Source organism: Vibrio sp. ZOR0018, assembly GCF_963865925.1.
GTDB classification, from domain to species: Bacteria; Pseudomonadota; Gammaproteobacteria; order Enterobacterales; family Vibrionaceae; genus Vibrio; species Vibrio anguillarum.
In genome coordinates, this window is sequence record NZ_CAWMCN010000118.1 from 199,430 (window position 1) to 220,775 (window position 21,346).

At 45.2% G+C, this 21,346-nt stretch carries 22 protein-coding genes and 1 other RNA gene; 15 read left to right on the forward strand and 8 right to left on the reverse strand.

Going from position 1 to position 21,346, the window contains the following annotated elements:
- Positions 1-20: 20 nt before the first annotated feature.
- From menB to menE, 3 genes are all read left to right on the forward strand, one after another.
- Positions 21-887: a 1,4-dihydroxy-2-naphthoyl-CoA synthase gene (menB, locus tag AACR75_RS12555; RefSeq protein WP_026027256.1), complete on the forward strand. Its 867-nt coding sequence runs from the start codon at positions 21-23 to the stop codon at positions 885-887.
- A gap of 94 nt (positions 888-981) precedes the next feature.
- Positions 982-1,980 carry an o-succinylbenzoate synthase gene (gene menC / locus AACR75_RS12560; protein ID WP_047687871.1) on the forward strand — a complete coding sequence of 333 codons (999 nt, stop codon included), beginning with the start codon at positions 982-984 and terminating at the stop codon, positions 1,978-1,980.
- Complete coding sequence (menE, locus tag AACR75_RS12565; protein WP_047687873.1) at positions 1,971-3,479, forward strand: o-succinylbenzoate--CoA ligase; 1,509 nt, start codon at positions 1,971-1,973, stop codon at positions 3,477-3,479. Before menC ends, menE begins: the two co-directional genes overlap by 10 nt.
- Here the strand turns inward: menE and AACR75_RS12570 are convergent.
- The 4 genes from AACR75_RS12570 to AACR75_RS12585 form a co-directional block, all read right to left on the reverse strand.
- Positions 3,426-4,136 carry an SDR family NAD(P)-dependent oxidoreductase gene (locus AACR75_RS12570; protein WP_047687875.1) on the reverse strand — a complete coding sequence of 237 codons (711 nt, stop codon included), beginning with the start codon at positions 4,134-4,136 and terminating at the stop codon, positions 3,426-3,428. The genes menE and AACR75_RS12570 overlap by 54 nt on opposite strands.
- A 5-nt stretch (positions 4,137-4,141) precedes the next feature.
- Positions 4,142-4,540, reverse strand: coding sequence for a thiol-disulfide oxidoreductase DCC family protein (locus AACR75_RS12575; protein WP_047687877.1), 399 nt, complete (start codon positions 4,538-4,540; stop codon positions 4,142-4,144).
- Positions 4,541-4,638: 98 nt separating this feature from the next.
- Entirely contained in the window at positions 4,639-6,510 is a 1,872-nt protein-coding gene (locus AACR75_RS12580) for an MFS transporter (protein ID WP_047687879.1), read from the reverse strand.
- Between the two features lie 9 nt (positions 6,511-6,519).
- Complete coding sequence (locus AACR75_RS12585; RefSeq protein ID WP_017048569.1) at positions 6,520-7,116, reverse strand: TetR/AcrR family transcriptional regulator; 597 nt, start codon at positions 7,114-7,116, stop codon at positions 6,520-6,522.
- Between the two features lie 178 nt (positions 7,117-7,294).
- Between AACR75_RS12585 and AACR75_RS12590 the strand changes: the two genes are divergently transcribed.
- Positions 7,295-8,164, forward strand: a complete 870-nt coding sequence (locus AACR75_RS12590) for a Tim44 domain-containing protein (RefSeq protein WP_017048570.1) — start codon at positions 7,295-7,297, stop codon at positions 8,162-8,164.
- Positions 8,165-8,221: 57 nt separating this feature from the next.
- Here AACR75_RS12590 and AACR75_RS12595 read toward each other — a convergent pair whose 3' ends face one another.
- Positions 8,222-9,289 carry a PLP-dependent cysteine synthase family protein gene (locus AACR75_RS12595; RefSeq protein ID WP_013856440.1) on the reverse strand — a complete coding sequence of 356 codons (1,068 nt, stop codon included), beginning with the start codon at positions 9,287-9,289 and terminating at the stop codon, positions 8,222-8,224.
- A 119-nt stretch (positions 9,290-9,408) separates the two neighbouring features.
- Between AACR75_RS12595 and AACR75_RS12600 the strand changes: the two genes are divergently transcribed.
- The gene (locus tag AACR75_RS12600) at positions 9,409-9,870 is read left to right on the forward strand and encodes an Lrp/AsnC family transcriptional regulator (protein WP_013856441.1); all 462 of its coding nucleotides are present in this window, start codon (positions 9,409-9,411) and stop codon (positions 9,868-9,870) included.
- A gap of 19 nt (positions 9,871-9,889) precedes the next feature.
- Here AACR75_RS12600 and tesB read toward each other — a convergent pair whose 3' ends face one another.
- A complete protein-coding gene (gene tesB, locus AACR75_RS12605; RefSeq protein ID WP_013856442.1) occupies positions 9,890-10,750 on the reverse strand; it encodes an acyl-CoA thioesterase II in 861 nt (286 codons plus the stop codon).
- A 146-nt stretch (positions 10,751-10,896) separates the two neighbouring features.
- Between tesB and AACR75_RS12610 the strand changes: the two genes are divergently transcribed.
- Positions 10,897-11,328 carry a YbaY family lipoprotein gene (locus AACR75_RS12610; protein WP_047687881.1) on the forward strand — a complete coding sequence of 144 codons (432 nt, stop codon included), beginning with the start codon at positions 10,897-10,899 and terminating at the stop codon, positions 11,326-11,328.
- 114 nt (positions 11,329-11,442) lie between these two features.
- Here the strand turns inward: AACR75_RS12610 and AACR75_RS12615 are convergent, their stop codons facing one another.
- Complete coding sequence (locus AACR75_RS12615) at positions 11,443-11,745, reverse strand: MGMT family protein (RefSeq protein ID WP_047687883.1); 303 nt, start codon at positions 11,743-11,745, stop codon at positions 11,443-11,445.
- A gap of 69 nt (positions 11,746-11,814) precedes the next feature.
- Here AACR75_RS12615 and AACR75_RS12620 point away from each other — a divergent pair, with 69 nt between their 5' ends.
- The 4 genes from AACR75_RS12620 (at position 11,815) to AACR75_RS12635 (ending at position 16,055) form a co-directional block, all read left to right on the forward strand.
- Positions 11,815-12,558: a hypothetical protein gene (locus AACR75_RS12620; protein ID WP_017049084.1), complete on the forward strand. Its 744-nt coding sequence runs from the start codon at positions 11,815-11,817 to the stop codon at positions 12,556-12,558.
- An 83-nt stretch (positions 12,559-12,641) separates the two neighbouring features.
- Positions 12,642-14,708: a GGDEF domain-containing protein gene (locus AACR75_RS12625; RefSeq protein WP_047687885.1), complete on the forward strand. Its 2,067-nt coding sequence runs from the start codon at positions 12,642-12,644 to the stop codon at positions 14,706-14,708.
- Positions 14,709-14,881: 173 nt separating this feature from the next.
- An RNA gene (gene ffs, locus AACR75_RS12630) (signal recognition particle sRNA small type) lies at positions 14,882-14,978 on the forward strand.
- A gap of 177 nt (positions 14,979-15,155) precedes the next feature.
- On the forward strand, positions 15,156-16,055 hold the full coding sequence (locus AACR75_RS12635) for a LysR family transcriptional regulator (protein WP_047687887.1): 900 nt from the start codon (positions 15,156-15,158) through the stop codon (positions 16,053-16,055).
- Positions 16,056-16,182: 127 nt separating this feature from the next.
- On the opposite strand, the gene AACR75_RS12640 is transcribed toward AACR75_RS12635, so the two are convergent.
- Positions 16,183-16,668 carry a VOC family protein gene (locus AACR75_RS12640; RefSeq protein ID WP_047687889.1) on the reverse strand — a complete coding sequence of 162 codons (486 nt, stop codon included), beginning with the start codon at positions 16,666-16,668 and terminating at the stop codon, positions 16,183-16,185.
- 376 nt (positions 16,669-17,044) lie between these two features.
- Between AACR75_RS12640 and AACR75_RS12645 the strand changes: the two genes are divergently transcribed.
- Genes AACR75_RS12645 through AACR75_RS12665 form a run of 5 tightly spaced genes read left to right on the forward strand, consistent with a single transcriptional unit; the run spans position 17,045 to position 21,343 of the window.
- Complete coding sequence (locus AACR75_RS12645; RefSeq protein WP_013856449.1) at positions 17,045-17,653, forward strand: thermostable hemolysin; 609 nt, start codon at positions 17,045-17,047, stop codon at positions 17,651-17,653.
- Positions 17,654-17,663: 10 nt separating this feature from the next.
- Positions 17,664-19,163 carry an AMP-binding protein gene (locus AACR75_RS12650; protein WP_047687891.1) on the forward strand — a complete coding sequence of 500 codons (1,500 nt, stop codon included), beginning with the start codon at positions 17,664-17,666 and terminating at the stop codon, positions 19,161-19,163.
- A 1-nt stretch (position 19,164) separates the two neighbouring features.
- Complete coding sequence (locus AACR75_RS12655) at positions 19,165-19,899, forward strand: TenA family transcriptional regulator (RefSeq protein ID WP_047687893.1); 735 nt, start codon at positions 19,165-19,167, stop codon at positions 19,897-19,899.
- Positions 19,889-20,686 (forward strand): SDR family oxidoreductase, encoded by a 798-nt coding sequence (locus AACR75_RS12660; RefSeq protein ID WP_017047061.1) that lies wholly within the window; start codon positions 19,889-19,891, stop codon positions 20,684-20,686. The genes AACR75_RS12655 and AACR75_RS12660 overlap by 11 nt, the downstream gene beginning before the upstream one ends.
- Before the next feature lie 27 nt (positions 20,687-20,713).
- Positions 20,714-21,343, forward strand: coding sequence for a tetratricopeptide repeat protein (locus AACR75_RS12665; protein ID WP_047687895.1), 630 nt, complete (start codon positions 20,714-20,716; stop codon positions 21,341-21,343).
- Positions 21,344-21,346: the final 3 nt, after the last annotated feature.

Consider the following 21,346-nt stretch of genomic DNA (forward strand, 5'->3'; position numbering starts at 1 on the left):
ATAGAACAATGGAAAGCACCATGGCTAAAACAGTCGGTATTACTGAACAAGAATTGTACGCACCAGTCATCTGGAGTGACTGCAGCGCCGAATATGAAGATATTCACTATCACAAATCGCAAGATGGCATTGCCAAAATTACGATTGCCCGCCCTCAGGTGCGTAATGCCTTTCGCCCACAAACGGTTAAAGAGATGATCAGTGCGCTGGCCGATGCGCGTTATGATGAGCAAGTTGGCGTGATCATTCTAACTGGTCTTGGTGAAGCGGCATTTTGCTCTGGTGGCGATCAAAAAATTCGTGGCGACTACGGCGGCTATCGTGATGAGTCCGGTACGCATCATCTCAATGTGCTCGATTTCCAACGCCAAATTCGTACCTGTCCGAAACCTGTAATTGCGGCGGTTGCTGGTTGGGCTGTCGGTGGTGGCCATGTGCTGCATATGATGTGCGATTTAACTATAGCGGCAGAAAATGCCCAGTTTGGTCAAACAGGACCCAAAGTGGGTTCATTCGATGGTGGATGGGGTGCGTCTTACATGGCCCGTATCGTTGGGCAGAAAAAAGCGCGTGAAATTTGGTTCCTTTGCCGTTTTTATGATGCTCAAGAAGCGTTGGACATGGGGCTGGTCAACACGGTTGTGCCAGTAGCTGATTTAGAAAAAGAGACGGTTCGCTGGTGTCGTGAAGTATTGCAGCATAGCCCTATGGCGCTGCGCTGTTTGAAAGCAGCGCTCAACGCAGATTGTGACGGCCAAGCAGGTTTGCAAGAACTGGCGGGTAACGCAACCATGATGTTCTATATGACAGAAGAGGGGCAAGAAGGGCGCAATGCCTTCAATGAAAAACGCCGCCCTGATTTCAATAAATTCCCTCGTAATCCTTAAGCGTAAAATCGGCTCAAATCATCCAATTTTCCGTGATGATTTGGGCTAGTGGTCTCAATGAACAAAGTCGAATATCGAACAAAAGGTTGAAATTATGCGCAGCGCAACACTGTATCGCTACTGTTTACCGATGGATAGCGGCGTTATTCTCCGCAATCAGAAGCTGGTAGAACGTGAAGGTCTGATTATTGAATTACAAGATGATCACGGTTCAGCGTTGGGTGAAGTTGCCCCATTACCCGGTTTCAGTTTAGAGTCACTTGAGCAAGCACAGCAGCAGTTAATAGAGCAGCTTCAGCTTTGGGTTAGTGGTGAGCTTATTACCTATGATGATCTTTTTCCTTCTGTTGCCTTTGGTTTGTCGATGGCGGAGTTAGAGCTGGATGGTGGGTTGCCTCAAGCCGGACACTATCACGCAGCACCTTTGTGCTCGGGAGACCCTGATGAACTGATCCCGCTTCTGAACGCGCTACCGGGCGATCATAGAGTTGCGAAGATTAAAGTTGGGCTGTACGAAGCGATTCGCGATGGGATGATCGTAAATCTGTTTTTAGAATCCATGCCTGATTTGCAATTGCGTCTTGATGCTAACCAAGCTTGGACACCCGCTAAAGCTGAAAAATTTGCCCAATATGTCTCTCCTTCGCAGCGTCAACGCATTGCGTTTTTGGAAGAGCCGTGTCCATCTCCCAGTGACAGCTTGGCTTTTGCTATCAATACGGGCATTGCGATTGCGTGGGATGAAACCTTACAGCAAGCCGTTCGCCGTGCAGATTTTCAGCTAGAAGATCTGACGGGAGCGAAAGCCATTGTGATTAAACCGACCTTGATTGGGTCGGTACAGCGCTGTATCACTTTGATTGAAAAAGCTAAAACATTAGGCATTCAAGCCGTTATTAGCTCTAGCATCGAATCGAGCTTAGGGCTTTGCCAATTAGCTCGTTTTGCGCAGTGGCAACTGCCTAATGAAATTCCGGGGCTAGATACGATTAGTTTGTTTAAAGCACAACTCGAAAGCGCATGGCCCAACAGCGCATTGCCGATACAAACGCTCGCACAGCAAACGGTGGTTTGGCAATCTCAATGCGAGTAGGCGTTTCCTTTTGCCAAAAGCCGTGGCAACAACATGCTTTGTATTCGCCGCACGCGATCGCATTGCGTACGGCGAATCAAACCTACACTTGGCAGCAGTTAGCGAACCGTATTGACGCTTATGCTTTTGCAATGCAGCAGCAAGGTTTGCAGAACCAAGATGTGCTGACGTTAGTGGGTAAGAACAGCCTTGAGTTAGTGTTAATCTACCTTGCGTCGTTAAAACTTGGCGTGATCTGCGCCATCACCATGCCACAACCTGTGATGCTGCTGAAACAGAAACTCAGTACCTTATACGGAGAGAATCAACCACATTGGTTATGGTTAGGTGAAGGAGCTAAGCTTGAGGAGAGTGAGCTAACTTCATTGCTCGCTGAGGCTAACATCCAGCTTTTTACTCATGAACATATTACTAACGAACATGTTTCGCCGCCCACGAGCGCTATGGTAAACAAGGCTGAGACACAGTTTGCCTCAATCATCTTTACTTCTGGCTCTACTGGGGTTCCTAAAGCCGTTATTCATACTTTTCAGCAGCATTGGTCGTCAGCCAGTGGCTTACTTGAGGTATTTTCATTTAGTTGCCATGATACGTGGCTGCTGAGTTTACCGATGTATCATGTGTCTGGGTTAGCCATTATTTATCGCTGGCTAGTCGCTGGTGCTTGCTTAAAAGTCGGCAGCGGCGATCTCACCCAAGATATAATTCATGTCACGCATGCTTCATTGGTTGCTACTCAACTGAAGCGTTTATTAGACAGTAAAACACCACTCGCATTAACGCACGTGCTGCTTGGCGGAGGCCATATCCCAAACTATCTCGCCCAGCAGGCGGCAAAGCATGGCATTGAAACTTGGGTGGGTTATGGCATGACGGAAGCGGCTTCCACGGTCACAGCAAAACGTGTTAACGCAAGCCAGAGTGTTGGCCACGTGCTACCTAAACGGCAAGTGAAACTACAAGGCCAGCGCATTTTCATTGGCGGTGAAACCATATCCAGTGGCTATTACCAACAAGGCTTAATCACGCCTCTTATCGATGAACAAGGATGGTTCGACAGCCAAGATCTTGGCTACTGGCAGAATGATGAGCTGTGCATTATTGGCCGCGTTGATAACCAATTCATCTCTGGAGGCGAAAACATTCATTGTGAAGAGATTGAAGCGGTATTATCTCACCACCCCGATATTATTTTAGCGATGGTGATCCCTGTTCATGATGATGAGTTTGGCGCGCGCAGCGTTGCTTTGTTGCAATGCCAAACTATGCCTAAAAAAGAGGCGTTAGAGCAGTGGCTCAATGGCAGGCTTGAAAAATTTAAATATCCCATCGATTATTTTTTAATACCAAATCACTTGAGCGAAACGGGTATTAAAATATCGCGCAAGACCTTAAAAACATGGCTCACCGAACATCAGCTGCGTTATCGACCACTCAATGAGCGATCACCATTTGATGGTCTGGTGCTGCCAATCCACAAAACAGACGGGCTTATCTAACATTTCCTTTTGCTGAAGTTGATAAAGTTGCTTAGCCACAAACTCCGGTTCAAAGAGCTTATCGCTAGACACATTATGCTGAAATGGTTTAGAAAGCGGGGTGTCGGTGGTTCCCGGATGAAACAGAATGGTTTGTGTGTTGGGATGAGTGCGAGCTAGCTCTATCGCAAAACTTTTCGTCGCCATATTTAGCGCCGCTTTACTCATCCGATAGCTGTACCAGCCGCCACTGTGGTTATCCTCTAAGCTACCTATCCGCGCGCTAAAAACCGTAATTTTTGCAAAAGATTGACGATCAATAAGTGATGGTAAATATTGAAACCAACGCACTTGGCTCAAAACGTTACATTGTAAAAGCCATTGAAAGTAAGACTCGTCAAACCTTGAGATACGCTTTTCCGGTGTATAGGTGCCGTTGTGTAGTTGCCCATTAAAAAACACAATTTGATCGAACTTATGCCCGATGTCGGCCAATGTTTTGGCAATCAAGGCCGTTGATTCGATACTGTAGTCGGTTGGAAAATGTTCGCTTGAGGATTGGGCGAGATATTTTTGTCTTGAGACGGTAACGATTTCTGGCGCTAAAGTCTGCGCTTTGAGCTCCCTTATAAAAGCTTGGGCGATGATGCTTGAGGCGCCAATAATGAGGTATTTCATTGTTATCACTCTCTGTTTTTACAAACGCCATTACGGCATTGAGCATGACTAAACCAGCGAGATATCGACATGCGATGTTTTGCAAAAAGGAGATAAATTTGGTCGCTAATCCATTTTAGGATGGGCAAGCGCGTGATGAATAACCAGCGATGTTTGTTGACTAAACGCCAAGCTAGAACGGTCACATCCAGCCCATAAAGCAGATTGCCTTGTTGATCTAAGCCATGCAGTATCGATAACGCCTTGCTTTTGTCGATAGAAGGAAAGCTACGCATAGCATCGCCGTCATTGATGTCGATAAGCTGAACCCGACCATGGTGATCGAAGGTTTTTAATGAACGCATTTCATTGCAGCATAAAGGATACTGCGCATCGAAAAAAATCACTAAAGATGGGGTACTCATATGTATGTCATCAGCCTAACAGCCCGTTAATAACATATTTGTACGTTCACTCTTCAGTATAAGATCAAGCTAGTGTTTGGTTTGCACTCAATCCCAATCTAACGCCAATCCCCCCTGAGTTCTGCGACTTTTTGTTGCATCACTTGTGTTGTTGCCTCTTTGGGGGGGACGGGCTCGCCAGCTTCAATTTCTATATGTGACCAAAAACGAGTCGGTAGCCCACAGCAGGCGCGCCCTTTGGCACGGCTAAAATAGCTTCCCCACAACCCCTTCAATGCCATGGGGATGACAGGCACAGAGCTGCGTTTTAAAATAATATCCATCCCGCGCATGAAATCGCTGATTTCGCCATCCGCGGTTAACCGTCCCTCTGGGAAAATGCAGACGATATGCCCTTCTGCCAATGCTTGTTCTACATCGTTAAAGGCTTGGCGGATAGAACCGCGACGCGTTGCGGAAATAGGTATCACGCCTGCACGTTTCAAAAAGCGACGAAGTGGCGGCAAATTGGCGTAATCCTCTTCCATCACAAAACGAATTAAGCGAGGACAAACCGCGCTCAGCAACAGTGCATCCATATAGCTAACATGATTGCACACCAGCAGTGCTCCGCCCTTTTCAGGTAAGTGATGAAGATTTTTGTGGCTGACTCGATACATGGTATGCGTGAGCATCCACATTAGAAATCGCACCAAAAAGACCGGGACTTGGTAGCATAAATAGAGTGCAACAAAGCCATTAAGCAAAGCTAATATAATGAAGAACTGAGGGATCGTAAGCTCAAGAAAGCTCAAACAGACAATCCCTAATAGTGCGCTCGCCACCATAAACAGTGAGTTGTAGATATTCAAAGCGGCAATGACTTGTGCGCGTTGAGTGACTTTAGCACGCTGCTGCATTAGCGCATATAAAGGCACAATGAAGATGCCACCGCAGACGCCAATCAACAATAGGAAAAGAAACATCGGCCATAGTGATTGGTAGCTGATAAATTGATAAAAATCAGTAAATTGAGGTAATTTTTCTGGCACGGAGGTTGCCATTAAATAGCCAAATAATGTAATGCCAAAACTGCCGATAGGCACGATGCCGATCTCTATTCTATGATGCGATAATTTGTCACAGGTCAATGAGCCAGTGGCAATGCCAACAGAAAACAGTGCTAGCAAAAAAGAAACGGCGCTCTCTGTGCCATATAAATAGTGATGCGTGAAATTTGGAAATTGAGTTAAGTAGGCAGCACCTAAAAACCAGAACCAACTGATCGCCATTACGCATTGGAAAATAGTACGGTCTTGTTTGGCAATCGCAATGGTCTGCTTGGTTTGCTTAATGGGCTGCCAGCGAAAAACGAGATCGGGTGCGCAAGCAGGGGCTTTAGGAATATGACGGCTGGCTAAATAGCCTAACAACGCAAATAGCACCACCGCGCCAGCAGCCACGTATTTAGTGTAGGGCATCGAGGCAATGAGCCCAGCCCCCAATGTGCCTAATAAAATCGCTAAAAATGTGCCTGTTTCCACTAACGCATTACCCGGAACCAATTCATTTGGCTTGAGTTGTTGCGGCAATAAAGCGTATTTGACTGGGCCAAAAAAGGCCGATTGTGTCCCCATCAAAAACAGTAATAACAGTAAAATGGCGTAACTCTCGGTCATAAAACCGATCGCGCCAAGACACATGATGCCAATTTCAGCCAATTTCACTTTACGAATGAAAGCGGATTTTTCGTACTTGTCAGCAAGCACACCAGCAGAGGCAGAAAAAAGGAAAAAAGGAAGAATGAATAGCCCTGCGGCAAGGTTAATAAATAAATTACTGGAAACCGGTAACACGTTCGCTCCAGCAAACGCGACCAATAGCAGCAAGACATTTTTAAAGATGTTATCGTTAAATGCGCCAAAAAACTGGGTGATGAAATACGGAAGAAATCGTTGCTGAGTCAGCAATGAAGATTGAGATTGACTCATTGATGGTCCTTATCGCGCCCAGTGATTAAGATAGTTTGAGAGTAGGTTTTCAATCAGCTCTTTCCCATCGATGGGTTCGGCGGCGAAAAATTTATCATCTACGCTTAATAAGGTAATACCATGTACGCCAGACCACAGGACTCGGCTTGCTTGCAGCACTTCTTGTTGCGAGTGTTGTGGAGCAAGGATGGTCAATAAACCTTCAAGCATGGCGGTCATGTTATCGATGCGCTCTGCTTGCCACTGGGGAAGTCGTTCACCATTCATATTATGTTCAAAAATAAGTTGCCAGCGATTGGGGTGCAACTGAGCAAAATCGTGGTAGCAATAGGCCAATTTATACAACGCTTCTTTTGGATCGCTACACTTACCCACCACTTTTTTCGCTTGCGAAGAGAGTTCATCCAAGGTTTGAGCTACCACATGCAACAATAAAAGATTGTAACTGCCGAAGACATTGACCAAAGTGCTAGGTACGTAGCCAATCATGGTTGCGATTTTACGCAGGCTGAGCTCGTGATAAGTGTGATTTTGAAGAAAATGCTTCGCGGTCTTGAGCGTCAATGCAATCAGTTCTTCTCGGGTGTGATCGTTTCGTCTGGCCATGGTTACGTATCAATTATGAACAACGTTCGATATTCTAGTGGGGTGGTGTATAAGCGTCAACTTATGGACGGTTAATTTGCAATATTCTGATACATGTCTGCGAGAAGCAACGGTTTTCTTGTCTATCCGAAGTGGTTATGATGAGTAAGCCTCAATAATTATAACCCTAAGGAAAAACATGAAACGTTTTTTTTCCCTTGTAGCACTGCTGATGGTTGCTGTTGCGATCACACCGATAGCAGAAGCAAAGAAATTTGGCGGTGGTAAATCGTTTGGTAAAAGCTATAAAACGGCTCCAGCGCCCAAACAGCAGACTCAAAAAAATGACACCATTAAGCAAGATCAAGCAGGTAAAGCTGGTTCGACCAAAAAAGGTCTGATGGGCGGATTACTGGGTGGTTTACTCGCTGGTGGTCTACTAGCGGCTTTCTTTGGCGGCGCGTTTGAGGGTATTCAATTTATGGATATTCTGATCTTCGGCCTGATTGCTTTTGTGCTCTTTAAACTGATGCGCGGTATGCTTGGTGCGAAGCAGGGTAGCATGAATCGGCAGCAGCCTGCGTTTGGTGGCGTGAATAACCGAACGGAGTTTGAACAGCCGAACGTGCACAATTTTGAACAACAGCCTCAAGCCACGGGTGGTTTTGGAGCGAATGCACACAGCGATATCCCACATAACTATCCAGCCGGTTTTGATAAGGTAGCTTTCATTAATGGTGCGCGCGAACACTACCGTATTTTGCAAGGTGCTTGGAACCATAACCAACTTGAAACTGTTGAAGAATATGTATCGGCGAGCTTGTTTGAAGATTTAAAACAAGAGCGCGCAAAGCTAAACGGTGAACAGCACACAGATGTGATGTACGTAGACGCTGAAGTCGTTCGCGCCGATTACGATGCAAGTAAAGCGCAGTTGAGTTTGCAGTTTACTGGCCGCTACCGCGATTCCGTGGAAGGCATTGAAGAAGATATTAATGATGTGTGGCATTTAGAGCGTGATTTAACCGTACCTAATGCACCTTGGTTGATTGTCGGCATTCAAGGCTAAGACTTTTCACGATGGATCCAAAACGCCTAAGTTTGTCTTGGGCGTTTTGCTAGGTCACTAAGCTAATTTAGCCGTTGTTTCAAAGGCTTCTAATTTTGAAAGATAAGGTGTTAAATCACCAATATTGCTTTTCACCCAATCGGCACAGTAATAGGTATCTAAATAACGTTCGCCGCTGTCGCATAACAGCGTCACGATGGAGCCTGTTTCACCTCGTTGTTTCATCTCACTGGCAATTTGCAAAACCCCATAAAGATTGGTGCCGGTAGAAGGGCCTGCTTTGCGGCCGAGTAGTTTTTCCAACCAATAGATCGTAGCGACACTGGCGGCATCCGCAACGGTACGCATTTCATCGACTACGCCGGGAATAAAACTCGGTTCAACTCGTGGGCGACCAATTCCTTCAATTTTGCTACCACACTGCAAGGTTAAGCTTGGGTCTCGGCTTTTGAAATAATCATGAAATACCGAGTTTTCAGGGTCGACGACGCACAGTTTGGTATTGTGTTTTTGGTAGCGAATAAAGCGGCCTATAGTTGCTGAGGTTCCGCCTGTGCCTGGGCTCATTACAATCCATGTCGGAACGGGGTGATCTTCCATTTGCATTTGGTTAAAAATACTGTCGGCAATATTGCTATTACCACGCCAGTCGGTCGCACGTTCAGCATAAGTGAACTGGTCCATATAATGACCATTCAGTTCTTTAGCTAAGCGGTGTGATTCGGCATAAATTTGATCAGAGCGATCGACTAAATGCGCTTGGCCGCCATAAAGCTCAATCTGCTCAATTTTTTTACGTGCAGTACATTTGGGCATTACAGCAATAAAAGGCAAGCCTAGTAAACGAGCAAAATAAGCTTCTGATACCGCAGTACTGCCCGATGAAGATTCAATGATAGTCGTTTCAGGGCCAACCCAGCCGTTACAGATGGCATACAGAAAAAGAGAACGGGCTAGGCGGTGTTTGAGCGAACCCGTAGGATGCGTACTTTCATCTTTGAGATAAATATCGACCCCAGCGACACAAGGCAAATCGAGCTTGATCAGATGAGTATCGGCCGAGCGTTGGTAGTCCGCTTCTATTTTTCGAATTGCGTTGTTAATCCATTGATGATCGGTGCACATGGTTCTCTCTCCATCGTTATTGTGAGGGTAATTTACCCTTAATGTGAGAGAAAAACTTTGCTATGTTGCCTGTCATTTTGTAGTTTTAGAGAAAATTATTCTCTTATTCTGGGGAAGCTATGGAGCTTGATAGAATTGATCGCATGATCCTCTCATTACTGCAACAAGACAGCACTTTGTCGCTAAATGATTTGGCTGAAGCGGTGAACTTAACCACCACACCTTGCTGGAAGCGGTTGAAAAAGCTCGAAGAATCTGGCGTGATTGCGCGGCGAGTTGCCCTGCTTGACCCAGAAAAATTAGATTTGAGTTTTACCGCGTTTGTGTTGATTAAGACCAGCGATCACTCTCACGAATGGTACAGCCATTTTGTCGTGACTGTGTCTGAGTACCCTGAGGTGATGGAGTTCTATCGAATGGCGGGTGAGTACGATTACATGATGAAAGTGTTGGTCAAAGACATGAAGTGTTTTGACCAGTTTTATAAAAAACTGGTCAATGGCGTGAAAGGGATTAATAACGTGACTTCAACCTTTGCAATGGAGTCATTGAAGTACACTACCCAATTGCCTCTGGCATAGCCTGCTCGTCTGAGTCTTTTTATTTGGTGAAGCGCATCACACCTTCTTGCACTGCTGTTGCGACTAAATCTCCTTGGCGGTTGTAAATCTCGCCACGCACTAAACCACGGGTATTGCTGGCCGTAGGGCTTTCTATTGCGTAGAGCAACCACTCATCCATTTTGAATGGGCGGTGGAACCAAATCGAATGATCAATCGTCGCGACTTGAAAGTTAGGTGTCATCAAAGAGACTTTATGAGGATGCAACGCTGTAACTAAAAACCCCCAATCAGACGCGTAACCGAGCAAATATTGATGGATGAGTTGGTTGTTTGGCAACTCACCATTAGCGCGTATCCACAGGTACTGTTTTGGCTCCGCTTTTTGTGGTTTGAGCGGGTTAATTACGGTCACTGGACGCATCTCAATCGCTTTTTCGCCACAAAAAACCTTTTTTATTTTTTCAGGTAATAAGTGTGCAATCTGGGCTGCCAGTTCAGATTCAGAGGCAAAATTTTCAGGACCAGGGATGTCAGGCATGGTGTTTTGATGTTCAAAACCGGGCGCTTCACCGTGATAAGAAGCAGTGAGATAGAAAATCGGCCGACCATTCTGAATGGCTTTGACTCGTCTGGTACTGAAACTGCGTCCGTCCCTTAAATTCTCAACATCATAAATGATTGGTTTTTCAGGATCCCCGGGGTAAAGAAAATAGCTATGAAATGAGTGAACAGTGCGGTCGGAATCAACCGTATAGCGAGCCGCCGAGAGTGCTTGGCCAATCACTTGCCCACCATACACTTGTGGCAGACCTAAGTTCTCGCTCTCACCTCGGTATAAACCTTCTTCTAGCTTTTCCAGTTGCAGCAAATCCAATAGTTCATTTAATGGTTTACTCATAGACCCTCACCGAGATTCTTAATGTAATTATTATCATTGTTGACTAAGTCAATATCTTGTTAATACCAAATGGACGACCATGACAGCAGATAAAACCGAACCTATAATCATCACCTATCTAACACCATAACTGAGGTTTTATCCTTATGAAAAAGGCACTGTTGCTGATTATGTCGTCTGTTTTGGGTCTAATGCTTGTGGGTTGCCAGTCAGCGCAAAAACCAACCTCTTCCGAGAGCAATATTCAATCTATCATGGGTACGGTTTCGTACCGTGAGCGTATTGCACTGCCGGATAAGGCGCTTGTCACTATCACTTTGCAAGATGTTTCATTGGCTGATGCACCCGCTAAAGTGATCGCAAAACACCGCTTTGAAACTAACGGAATGCAAGTGCCGCTTCAGTTTGACTTGGCATTCGACAACCGAAAAATTGATGCTCGCCACCGTTACAGCGTCAGTGCTCGTATCGAAGTAGATGGAAAACTGCGCTTCATTACGGATACCCATTACGCCGTGATTACTGATGAGAATAACACTAAACGTGTTGATTTGCGTTTGGTTGGTGTTAAACAGTAGTAAAAACAGAAGCAATAAAATAGACGCAATACTATAAAAACAGTAAAACAAGAAATAGTAAAACAGCCCTTTCCCGTGCTAGATAAGCGGGAAAGGCGCTTGACCGAAAGGGGCTTAGGGGCGCCACTGGTATAATCGAAGTTTTATTTTTCCATGCTCGTTCACTTCGATGCCTTCGGCGATCAATTTCTGTCGTTGACGTAATAAATCCTCTCCTTTTAGCGAAATCTCTCCTTTGCTGTTGATCACACGAAACCAAGGTAATCGGCTGTTTTGAGGTAGGTTACCTAATGCTTTTCCAACATGGCGTGCGTAGCCGGGGTATCCTGCTAAACGAGCAATTTCCCCATAGGTTGTCACTTTTCCTGCGGGAATTTGATGTATAACTGCAAAAATCTGCGCTAAAAATTGGTTCATGCTGACAATTCGTCCATACTAGCAGTGTCCTAGTTCGATAGTTACCAAGGAACGGTATAAGGAGAGGGCATGCTATTTTCTACCTTTCAATTTTTAATCACAACCGTGTTGGCTGTGGTTTGTGCAAGAGCCATAGGTTTAAGCGAAGGGGACATCCCCGTGCTGGCCATCGTGATCCCTGCGCTGTGGATTTTACCGCAAGGGGGCGTCGCGGGTGTGTTGTTATTGGCTGCAATGACCGCTTATGGTTTCACTTTATCTTATCAGCCAATCGCTCTTTCTGTCAGTGTTTGGGTGTTGCTGCCTTTGTTGACGGTGGCCTTTTCTAAACGCAGTAGCATGGGCGTTATCTTAGTGAGCACGTTGATCGTATTGACGTTGCAAGTCGGTATCATCGTTACTCAATCGGCTGGGAAATTAGGCGGTACAGGCTGGCTGACTGTTATTCAGACTCTTTCTGCTATCGTTGTTTGGTGGTCGGTTGCGCACTGGAAGCCATCCAATAAGCACCGTTGGTGGGCGTTAGGGTTACTGCTACCGCTATGGATGGCCGATTTCTCGTATGCGGTGTTAGTTGCGTTAAGCATTACTGGCATTATGGCGTCGATGGAAAGTTTAACCCAATCCAAACCAGTCGCGGTGAATTGGAATGGTTTGTTATGCTGGACACTTCCAACGGTAGGCTTTGCAAGCTTAGTCGTCTCGCCCACAAGTGATGTACCAAACCCAGTATTCGTGGTTTGGATCTGTTTACTGGCTACTGCTTGGATGACTGATTATCTACTCAAGAGCACCGAAGAGAATACCGAATGACCAGAACACAACTGAATGTAGATTAGAGCATGTTGTGGGTGAAGTTGTGACTTCATTCTTATGCATATATAGAGCATTAGTATATGATGCTCACCTCTCATTACAATAATATAAACGTCATGGTTCGTGCATTTCGGCTAATAGGTCTTTTATGGCTAGCAACGGCGGCACACAGCGTCATCAGTGCTCCCATAATCAACGCTAAAACATATCGAGTAGCGACAGAAGCGGACGATGTTGTCACGCGTATTTTGTTTGATGCCATTGCTTACCAATTTCGCCTTGAGATTGACTATGTTAATTACCCCAGCTTTGATGCGATCTTGACCGCTATCGAACAAGGGGAGAGCGATTTTGCAGCCAATGTGACTTACACCGAACAGCGTGCTCAACGCTTTGATTTCTCAAGTCCTACCAATATTGAATATACCTATGCATTTAGCCACAGCAACGTACAGTTAACCGATCTGGCGAGGGTCGGGGTTCCCAAAGGAACGATTTATGGTGAGCTGATTGCCGCTTATTTTCCTCATATTATACAGATTGAGTATGATGGTGCTCGGCGTGCCAAAGAACTTTTAAGCACGGCTGAAGTCGATGTGGTCGTAGACGCGATTAATCAATTAAAGCCGATGTTGATGGCAGGGCTCGATGCGCAATTGCTTAATGACCAACTGCCTATTCAGCCGGTTGCCATTATTACGCCAAAAGGGCACAACACTTTATTACTCAACAAAATTCAAGAATATGTACACTCAGCGTCGGTACAAAAACTGCTTAGAGAATCAGTACAAAAATACCAATTTGATATCCGCAAGCAGGCGTTGCGTCAATCCGTCATCGATAGTGGCTTAAACGTGCAGCGACCGTTAAAAGTAAAATTGGAGAACATCAGCCAATTTGCTCAGTATCAGCACGATGGTAAAGTGAAAGGAATAAACGCGGACATTGTTTTTAAAGCATGTGACATTCTGTTACTCAAATGCGAACTGGCCAGCCAGCCAGACGAAACGTGGGAGAGTATGTATGCCGATTTGGTCAATAAACGCATTGATATCCTAGTACCAATTACCGTCTCTCAACAACGAAAATCCGACGTTTATTTCAGTGACACGTATTACCAGCCTGAAGCCGTCTTGATCAAACGTGAAAATTACAAAGACAATGTTTACAGCAATGTGTCGGAATTAATTGTTGAGCGCATCGGCGTGATTAAAGAAGATTTCTTTGAAGAGCTGTTAGGAAAAATGCTGCCCAATAAAGTGCTACATGTTTATAAAACTCAAAATGAATTGGTCAAAGCCTTGCTCGGTAAGGAGGTCGATTACATCGTTCTAAACCGTGCTAACTTTAACCAAATATTGCGCGAAGCGGATAACTTATTGCCGTTGGAGGAAGATCTATTTATCGGCAGTTTTTACTCGTCTGAGATTGCAATGGGCTTTCCCAAAAATAGCATGGGCGCTTCGCTGGCTCCTTTATTTACTCGTGCTATTAAGATGATTGATACGCAGAAAATCATCAACACTTATGATTATCAACCGAATTGGCGAGCAACGTTAGCGGCCGAGAAAACTTTTTCACGCCACACTCAATGGCTGTTTACGTTGGTATTTGGCTTCTTGTTAGTGGTCGCTTTCTATCTACACTCACAATCTGTTACCGATAATTTAACCAAGCTGCGTAATCGCCGAGCTTTATATCGCCGTTATTCGAGAGGCTTAAACAGCGATCTAACCTTGATTTATTTAGATGTGAATAACTTTAAGCCGATAAACGATAACTATGGTCATGAAGTGGGGGATGAAGTGTTGAAAGCACTTGCCAGCCGTATCGATTCTATTTGGCGTGGTCGTAGTTACCGAATCGGGGGTGATGAGTTTATCCTGATTGGGCAATATAGTGATGAGGAGCTTGAGCCTGTGTTAATGCAGTTAGAGTCCTTTACCTACAGCGATTCTGCTCGAAATTTAAACATAAAAGTCAATGTGGCGATTGGTGTGTCGAATTACAGAGATCATTTCATGAGCCTGGAAGAAGTATTGCACCAAACTGATATTGCCATGTACCAAAGTAAGCACCACGGTAGCGGCCAACGAGATAGTACAAAGCCTCTTCTCAAGATAATCAGAAGTTCAAACAAGAGCTAAAATAGTCCACCTATTTTATTGAGTAGAAGAGAAAATAGAAGATTTGCTCAAATGGTGTTCACTTAAAACAAAAAGCTTCCATCCATTGGGATTTCGGCTTGCAATCATTACTATGATGCTTGATAATCGCCGCACTCTTTGGCTAGCAAGCCAAGAAAACAAATCAATGGAGGCTCTGGTCCTCCCGCAACACTAACTTGTGAACTCGGTCAGGCCCGGAAGGGAGCAGCCGCAGCAGGCGACGTGTGTGCCGGGATGTGGCTGGGGCCTCCACCCTTTTTGTCGCTGACAAACTTTATCCGTACACTCCCGATTTCTTCGTTTCAAAAGCTAATGCAATAATGTTTTATCATATTGCAATCTGAAACATACATTTTGTCCAAAGACATGCTGATTCATTTATAATCAATTATTATTGAAAGTTGATTTATTAATAACTATTGGTTTATGACTATGCTCAATCCTATTTGGTTAAACACTTTTAAAACATTAGTCGATATTGGGCACTTTACTAAAACGGCTGAGTTACTCCATATGACGCAACCCGGGGTAAGCCAGCACATAAATAAACTAGAAGCTGCCTGCGGTTATCCTTTGATAAAGAGATTTAACAAGAAATTTGAGTTAACAATCTATGGGCGTAAAGTTTACGATTATGCTGTCAAACACTTTGAAGAAGAGTTTGAGTTATTACAGAATCTGGCACACGACGAACCTTTCCGTGGTCGCTGTACTATAGGCTGTTCGGGGACTTTCGCGTGGCTGATTTATTCACAATTACTTTCTTTGCAAGTGAGCTATCCAGGCTTATCCATTGAGTTAGAAGCAACGCCAAACCATCGTATATTTGAGCAGATATTGCAGGGGAAACTGGATATAGGTCTAGTGACAAAAGAACCTAACCCTAAATATTTCGCGAGCCGTATTGTTGGTGCGGAGTGTCTTGCTCTTGTATTGCCACTGTCCGCAGACGAAAGCTTGCCTATAAATGACTTGTTAATAGAATTGGGAGTCGTTCGTCATCCAGATTTCGCTCACTACTTCCAAACATATGTCAATCAAGCGAATAATGATTTGCTTCGTCTAGTCGATTTGGAGGATGTTTCGACGCAAAGCTATATTAACCAAGTGCACCAAATATTAGTTCCTATAGCTAAAGGGATTGGTTTTACAGTGGTTCCTCGATGGTGCGTTAACTTGTTCGCGGATAAAGAGCAGCTAAAAATATTCAACATTACCGAAGATATACAAGAACCTGTTTACTTGGTTAGCAAACTTAACTCACCTCTTGCTAGGCGTTATGAGCAAGTCATTGATGTTATTGATCACTCTTTTAAGGTTGTTTGACTTGATTGAACCTCACATAAGCAGATGATATTGGCATTAAAGCTTCATAGCTGACCTTGCAATAGAAACTAAAAAGGGCTGGTTGTGCTACCTGCCCTTGAAATTTTATTAATGCATCACAGATCGACTATTCGTAATCAGAGGCATAAGTTTCTTCGTATGAGTGCGAGTAAAGCTCAAATAGGTTGCCAAATGGGTCTTCTAGATAAACCATTTTAGCGAGCTTGTTATCATCTTCTGGATGGTAACGCATGATATCCATACGCGCTTTACCGCCATATTGTTCAATGCGCTTAATCGCGCCTTCAAAGTCGTCGGTTTGTAGACAGAAGTGGAAGATACCAAGGCGAGAGAAGTCTACTTCGTGACGCTCTTCGCGCTCTTTCATTTCAAACAATTCAACACCAATACCATCAGTTGTTACTAGATGTGCAATATTGAAACCTTTGAAACCCTCACCAAAAACAGCAATACACATGCGGCCAATCGCTGACTCTCGCTCTTCAATAACTTGTGTATTATTCATAACGATTTTTAAACCTAAAGCCTGAGTGTAGAACTCAACAGCTTTATCCATATCGCCAACCATAATACCGACGTGATTCATTTTCATAATTCGCTCCTAATACCTTTGATTTTTTGGCTTCGTTTCGATAGATCGGAGTATATGGAGATTAATGGATTAAATAAAATTATCAGTAATTATAAAAATGATAAATTATAATTATAAGCGAAACGTAAGATGTCACCGTGTTAGAACCAATACAAATGGCGATAGTAGAAAATGATAATTTTCCGTATCTAAGCCAATCCGTGACAGGCTAATTTAGAAAAATCGTTCAGTTCAGATTTGGCCACACATTTGCGAGTGAGCTAAGTGGTATCGGATATTCAACGGCTCCTCATCCATTGAGTTGAAGAAAAATCTCTTATTAAGGGATTCTTAAGTTACGTCCGTTATTTTTGTTCACAGAGTAAGCAAAAAGGAAATGCCGATGAAAACCATACGCTCAGCATCTGATCTGCAATTGGCCGTAATTGATCCTTCTCATCCTCGCTGGTTGGAAGCCATACACCTTGTGCGCGAGCGTTATCAGCAAGCGTTTGATGCACGCCTTATTACTTTTATGCCTGCTTATTTAGCTTTGCTTGATCATGACGAAATGAAATCCGTATGTGGTTTTCGCGTAGCGCAGCAAGAGCCTCTATTTCTCGAACAATACCTTGACCAACCTGCCGATGAAATTTTATCGCAGCGTTTTGATTGCCGAGTATCCCGAAGTGCTTTGATTGAATTTGGCCAACTGGCCTCTTTTGGTCGTGGTTTATCGGCGCTGCACTTTACTTTGATCGCTCAACAGCTGGTTGATTTAGGGTATGAATGGTGCGTTTTTACAGCAACGGATCCACTGCATGCTTTGATGCGTCGATTTGGTTTACAACCGACATTGATCGCGAAAGCGTCAGCATCTTGCATTCCTAACGCCAACCAAATTTGGGGCAGTTATTACCAACACAGCCCTCGAATTTTAGCGGGAAATTTGGCGCAGGGGCTGGCGTTGCTCAACCGATTTCATTTAAACCAGAAACAAGCGTGAGGCCTTTGCTATGAACCGAATTTTATCGGCGCTTCATCAACATGCGCAGCAAAAGCCAGATAGCATTGCCTTCATTGGGCACAATGCCAAACAAGAAAAGATAGCGCTGAGCTATCAACAGCTCTTAGAAAAGGTGGAAGCCACAGTACGCACATTACGCCAGTGGCAGGTTCAGCGTATTGCATTAAAAGCTGAAAATAGTTTGGATTGGGTGATCATCGACCTTGCGGCCATGCACGCAAAAATAGTGCTCGTTCCTGTACCTACTTTCTTTAGTAAGGCACAGGTTGAACACTTACTGTATGAATCGGGTGTTGATGTTTGCTTAGGTGATTGGCCAACGCTAGGTGAACCTTTCTCAACGCTCAGTCATCTACCTGCTTTTGTCTATTTGGCGAATCCATCAGCACAGGTGTTGCCTTTGACGCAAAAAATTACCTTTACGTCTGGGTCCACCGGAACGCCAAAAGGGGTGTGTTTGAGTGACGAAAACATGCAAGCGGTCACGCTGGCGATCGCAGAGAACATGTCCGCGCAAGTTGAGCGTCACCTCGTGATGCTGCCTCTCTCAACCTTGTTAGAAAACATCACGGGTGTGTATGTTCCTTTGGTTCTGGGTGTGACATCAACAGTTGTCTGTGGCAGCGAAGTGGGTTTGACCGGTTCTAGCCAGTTCTGTGGCGCAACGTTCGCACTCGCACTGCAGCAGTTTCAGCCGTCAAGCTTGGTGTTAACGCCAGCGTTATTGTTGGCATTAATTGAAGTCGTCAAGCAGAGCCCAGCTCTTGCGCTGCCTTTACGCTGGGTTGCCGTGGGCGGGGCGCGAGTGGCTCCCCAATTAATTGACGCAGCTCGCCAGCTCGGCATTCCCGCTTTTGAAGGGTATGGTTTGTCTGAAAGTGCTTCGGTCGTGAGTATGAATACACCCCAACAAAATAAGCCGGGGTCGTGTGGACAGGTGCTGTCTCATCTTCAGGTTTCGCTGGCACAAGATGGCGAATTGTTAGTTAAAGGCAACACGGCTTTGGGGTATTTAGGTGAGCCGTTTAGCCACGAGTGGTTGTCAACTGGCGATATGGCCACAATCGATGATGAGGGTTTTTTAACTATCATCGGGCGTAAAAAGAACCTCATCATCACCAGTTTTGGGCGTAACGTGGCCCCTGAATGGATTGAATCTCAAGCATTAGCTTTGATTGCGCACCATCGATTTGTGGTGGTGGGCGACGGGCAGGCAGGCCTCACGGCCGTCAGTGACAGTCCTTTACCTGATCTCGTTACGCGCGTGCAACAGCTCAATAGCGTGTTGCCCGATTACGCACACATCACGCAGCTTTGGTTGGTGAGCGATACTCATTGCTGGCAAAAGTGGCTGACCGCTAATGGTCGTCCAAAACGCTTAGCTATTGAAAACGCACTGCAAGAGGCTCGCTTGGCGCGCCACACCACTAATCCACAGACGGTTTTTATCTCTATTCCTTCCTTCTATTCAATGGCTGAGGAGCTTTAAAATGAGCAAATTTTTCCATATTTTAAAAACACAAACTGAGCCAGCACAGCAGCAGATGTTGCAAGCTCCGGTATTTGATGCCTGCGCAAGAGGAGAGATCAGCCTAGAGATGTATATTCGTTTTCTCACTCAAGCTTATCACCATGTTAAACATACGGTGCCACTGCTGATGGCATGTGGCAGCCGCTTAGGCGATGAATATGAGTGGGTACGAACGGCGATTGCCGAGTACATCGATGAAGAAAAAGGCCACCAAGAGTGGATCTTGAACGATATTAAAGCGTGCGGTGGTGATGTGGATGCAGTACGTAATAATGAGGGCGCAGGGCGGGTCAGCGCATCTATCGAACTCATGGTGGCGTATCTCTATCACCAGATTGATCGCGCCAACCCGTTGAGTTTATTTGGCATGGTGTGGGTACTTGAAGGAACCAGTGTGGGTGTCGGTGGGAATATCGCACGGTTAGTCAAACAGCGTTTGGAGCTTCCTGATGCGGCGATGACCTATCTCACTTCGCACAGTGAACTTGACCAAGGGCACATCCGCTTTTTTGAATCGTTAATGAACAACATTCAGTGTGTATCCGATCAAGAGGCCATCATCCGCTCTGCAAACATGGTGTTTGATCTGTATGGGCAGATGCTGCGAGAACTACCGCTTCCTTGCGAGTCAATGGTGCATGCAGGTTCGCAAGATTTAGCTTCGCAAGGTGTAAGGTCGCAATATGGATCTTAATCATCGACATGTTTTACTCACCGGCGCTTCCGGTGGTATCGGGCAACGCATCGCATTGCTGCTTGCTAAGCAAGGAGCCAGTCTAGTTCTGGTGGCTCGCGATGGTCAAAAACTCGAGCAACTTCGGCAAACGCTACCCATGCCTGAGAAGCATCTGATTTTGAGTGCAGATTTAAGCACAGAGTCAGGAATAGAGCAGATCAACACCTTCATTCAGCGCTTTTTTATGGGCCAGAAACGAATCAGTGTGGTGATCAATAATGCGGGCATTAACCAGTTTCGCTTATTAGCCAGACGAACCGCAGTTTCAGTGCAACAGGAGCTGCATTTGAATTTACTTGCTCCGATGCAACTGACTCAATCGGCGATACATTGGTTGAATAAACCGGGGATTATTTTAAATATTGGCTCAAGTTTAGGGGCTATTGGTTACCCGGGTTATGCCACGTACTGCGCTACCAAAGCAGGGTTGCACCGTTTTAGTGAAGCGATGCAGCGTGAGCTTGAGGGGACGGGTATCAAGGTACTTTACCTAGCGCCGCGAGCGACCAATACCGAGCTGAATAATGACACGGTGAACCAGTTTAACCAAGCCGTAGGCAATCACTGTGATGAGCCAGAGGTTGTTGCCCAGCATGTGCTTAGTATGCTCGAAAGCGAATCAACAACTCGCTGGATTGGCTGGCCAGAAAAAGTGTTGGTGCGATTAAATCAACTATGGCCAGCAGTGATTTCGTCGGCAATTAAAAAGCAGCAAGCAACCATTCTTGCCTTTTTAAACCGTTAAAGCGTGATAATTCAAGGAGAACAACATATGAAAACTGTGTTTAAATGGGTCAGTGCATTGGTCATCTTTGCGGTAAGCACGACACCCGCTTTTGCGATCACCCCTTTAGCTCAGGTTCAATCTGATTGGGCCAAATGCCAATACAAAATGAAGTCGAGCGATGATCAAGAACGTTGTTTTGAACGTGTCATTATGCGTAACACCTTAGAGATGCAATCAAGTAACAGCCCAGAACTCAAAGTGTGGCTTGCCATCAATAAATCCTCATTAGCGGGCGTAAAAGGTGGGTTGGGTGCGCTATCTTTAGTGAAAGAGGCGAAATTATTGTACGAAGAGGTTATCGATCAAGCGCCTAATACCTTAGATGGCTCGGCTTTCACAAGTTTAGGCACCTTATATTACAAAGTGCCCGGCTGGCCAGTGGCTTTTGGCGATGACGTTAAAGCGGAAGAGTTGCTGCAAAGAGCACTGCTGATTAACCCGACAGGAATTGATGCCAACTATTTTTACGGTGATTTTCTTGCCGAGCAGGGCAGAACCGATGAAGCAAGAAAGTACCTGTTGCAAGCACAACAAGCACCAGCAAGGCCACAAAGAGCGATTGCCGATGCTGGGCGTCAGCAAGAAATTGCTCTTTTGTTGGAGAATTTAAAATAACGT

Excerpts from the sequence above, each read along its gene's own strand:
- AACR75_RS12590 (WP_017048570.1), top strand. The coding sequence starts at position 7,295 with ATGAAACGTTTTTTTTCCCTTGTAGCACTGCTGATGGTTGCTGTTGCG.
- AACR75_RS12635 (WP_047687887.1), top strand. The coding sequence starts at position 15,156 with ATGACTATGCTCAATCCTATTTGGTTAAACACTTTTAAAACATTAGTC.
- menC (WP_047687871.1), top strand. The coding sequence starts at position 982 with ATGCGCAGCGCAACACTGTATCGCTACTGTTTACCGATGGATAGCGGC.
- AACR75_RS12580 (WP_047687879.1), bottom strand. The coding sequence starts at position 6,510 with ATGAGTCAATCTCAATCTTCATTGCTGACTCAGCAACGATTTCTTCCG.
- AACR75_RS12650 (WP_047687891.1), top strand. The coding sequence starts at position 17,664 with ATGAACCGAATTTTATCGGCGCTTCATCAACATGCGCAGCAAAAGCCA.
- AACR75_RS12600 (WP_013856441.1), top strand. The coding sequence starts at position 9,409 with ATGGAGCTTGATAGAATTGATCGCATGATCCTCTCATTACTGCAACAA.
- AACR75_RS12585 (WP_017048569.1), bottom strand. The coding sequence starts at position 7,116 with ATGGCCAGACGAAACGATCACACCCGAGAAGAACTGATTGCATTGACG.
- AACR75_RS12615 (WP_047687883.1), bottom strand. The coding sequence starts at position 11,745 with ATGAACCAATTTTTAGCGCAGATTTTTGCAGTTATACATCAAATTCCC.
- menE (WP_047687873.1), top strand. The coding sequence starts at position 1,971 with ATGCGAGTAGGCGTTTCCTTTTGCCAAAAGCCGTGGCAACAACATGCT.
- AACR75_RS12665 (WP_047687895.1), top strand. The coding sequence starts at position 20,714 with ATGAAAACTGTGTTTAAATGGGTCAGTGCATTGGTCATCTTTGCGGTA.
- AACR75_RS12625 (WP_047687885.1), top strand. The coding sequence starts at position 12,642 with ATGATGCTCACCTCTCATTACAATAATATAAACGTCATGGTTCGTGCA.
- AACR75_RS12610 (WP_047687881.1), top strand. The coding sequence starts at position 10,897 with ATGAAAAAGGCACTGTTGCTGATTATGTCGTCTGTTTTGGGTCTAATG.
- AACR75_RS12660 (WP_017047061.1), top strand. The coding sequence starts at position 19,889 with ATGGATCTTAATCATCGACATGTTTTACTCACCGGCGCTTCCGGTGGT.
- AACR75_RS12575 (WP_047687877.1), bottom strand. The coding sequence starts at position 4,540 with ATGAGTACCCCATCTTTAGTGATTTTTTTCGATGCGCAGTATCCTTTA.
- AACR75_RS12570 (WP_047687875.1), bottom strand. The coding sequence starts at position 4,136 with ATGAAATACCTCATTATTGGCGCCTCAAGCATCATCGCCCAAGCTTTT.
- AACR75_RS12595 (WP_013856440.1), bottom strand. The coding sequence starts at position 9,289 with ATGTGCACCGATCATCAATGGATTAACAACGCAATTCGAAAAATAGAA.
- AACR75_RS12655 (WP_047687893.1), top strand. The coding sequence starts at position 19,165 with ATGAGCAAATTTTTCCATATTTTAAAAACACAAACTGAGCCAGCACAG.
- tesB (WP_013856442.1), bottom strand. The coding sequence starts at position 10,750 with ATGAGTAAACCATTAAATGAACTATTGGATTTGCTGCAACTGGAAAAG.
- AACR75_RS12645 (WP_013856449.1), top strand. The coding sequence starts at position 17,045 with ATGCCGATGAAAACCATACGCTCAGCATCTGATCTGCAATTGGCCGTA.
- AACR75_RS12640 (WP_047687889.1), bottom strand. The coding sequence starts at position 16,668 with ATGAAAATGAATCACGTCGGTATTATGGTTGGCGATATGGATAAAGCT.
- menB (WP_026027256.1), top strand. The coding sequence starts at position 21 with ATGGCTAAAACAGTCGGTATTACTGAACAAGAATTGTACGCACCAGTC.
- AACR75_RS12620 (WP_017049084.1), top strand. The coding sequence starts at position 11,815 with ATGCTATTTTCTACCTTTCAATTTTTAATCACAACCGTGTTGGCTGTG.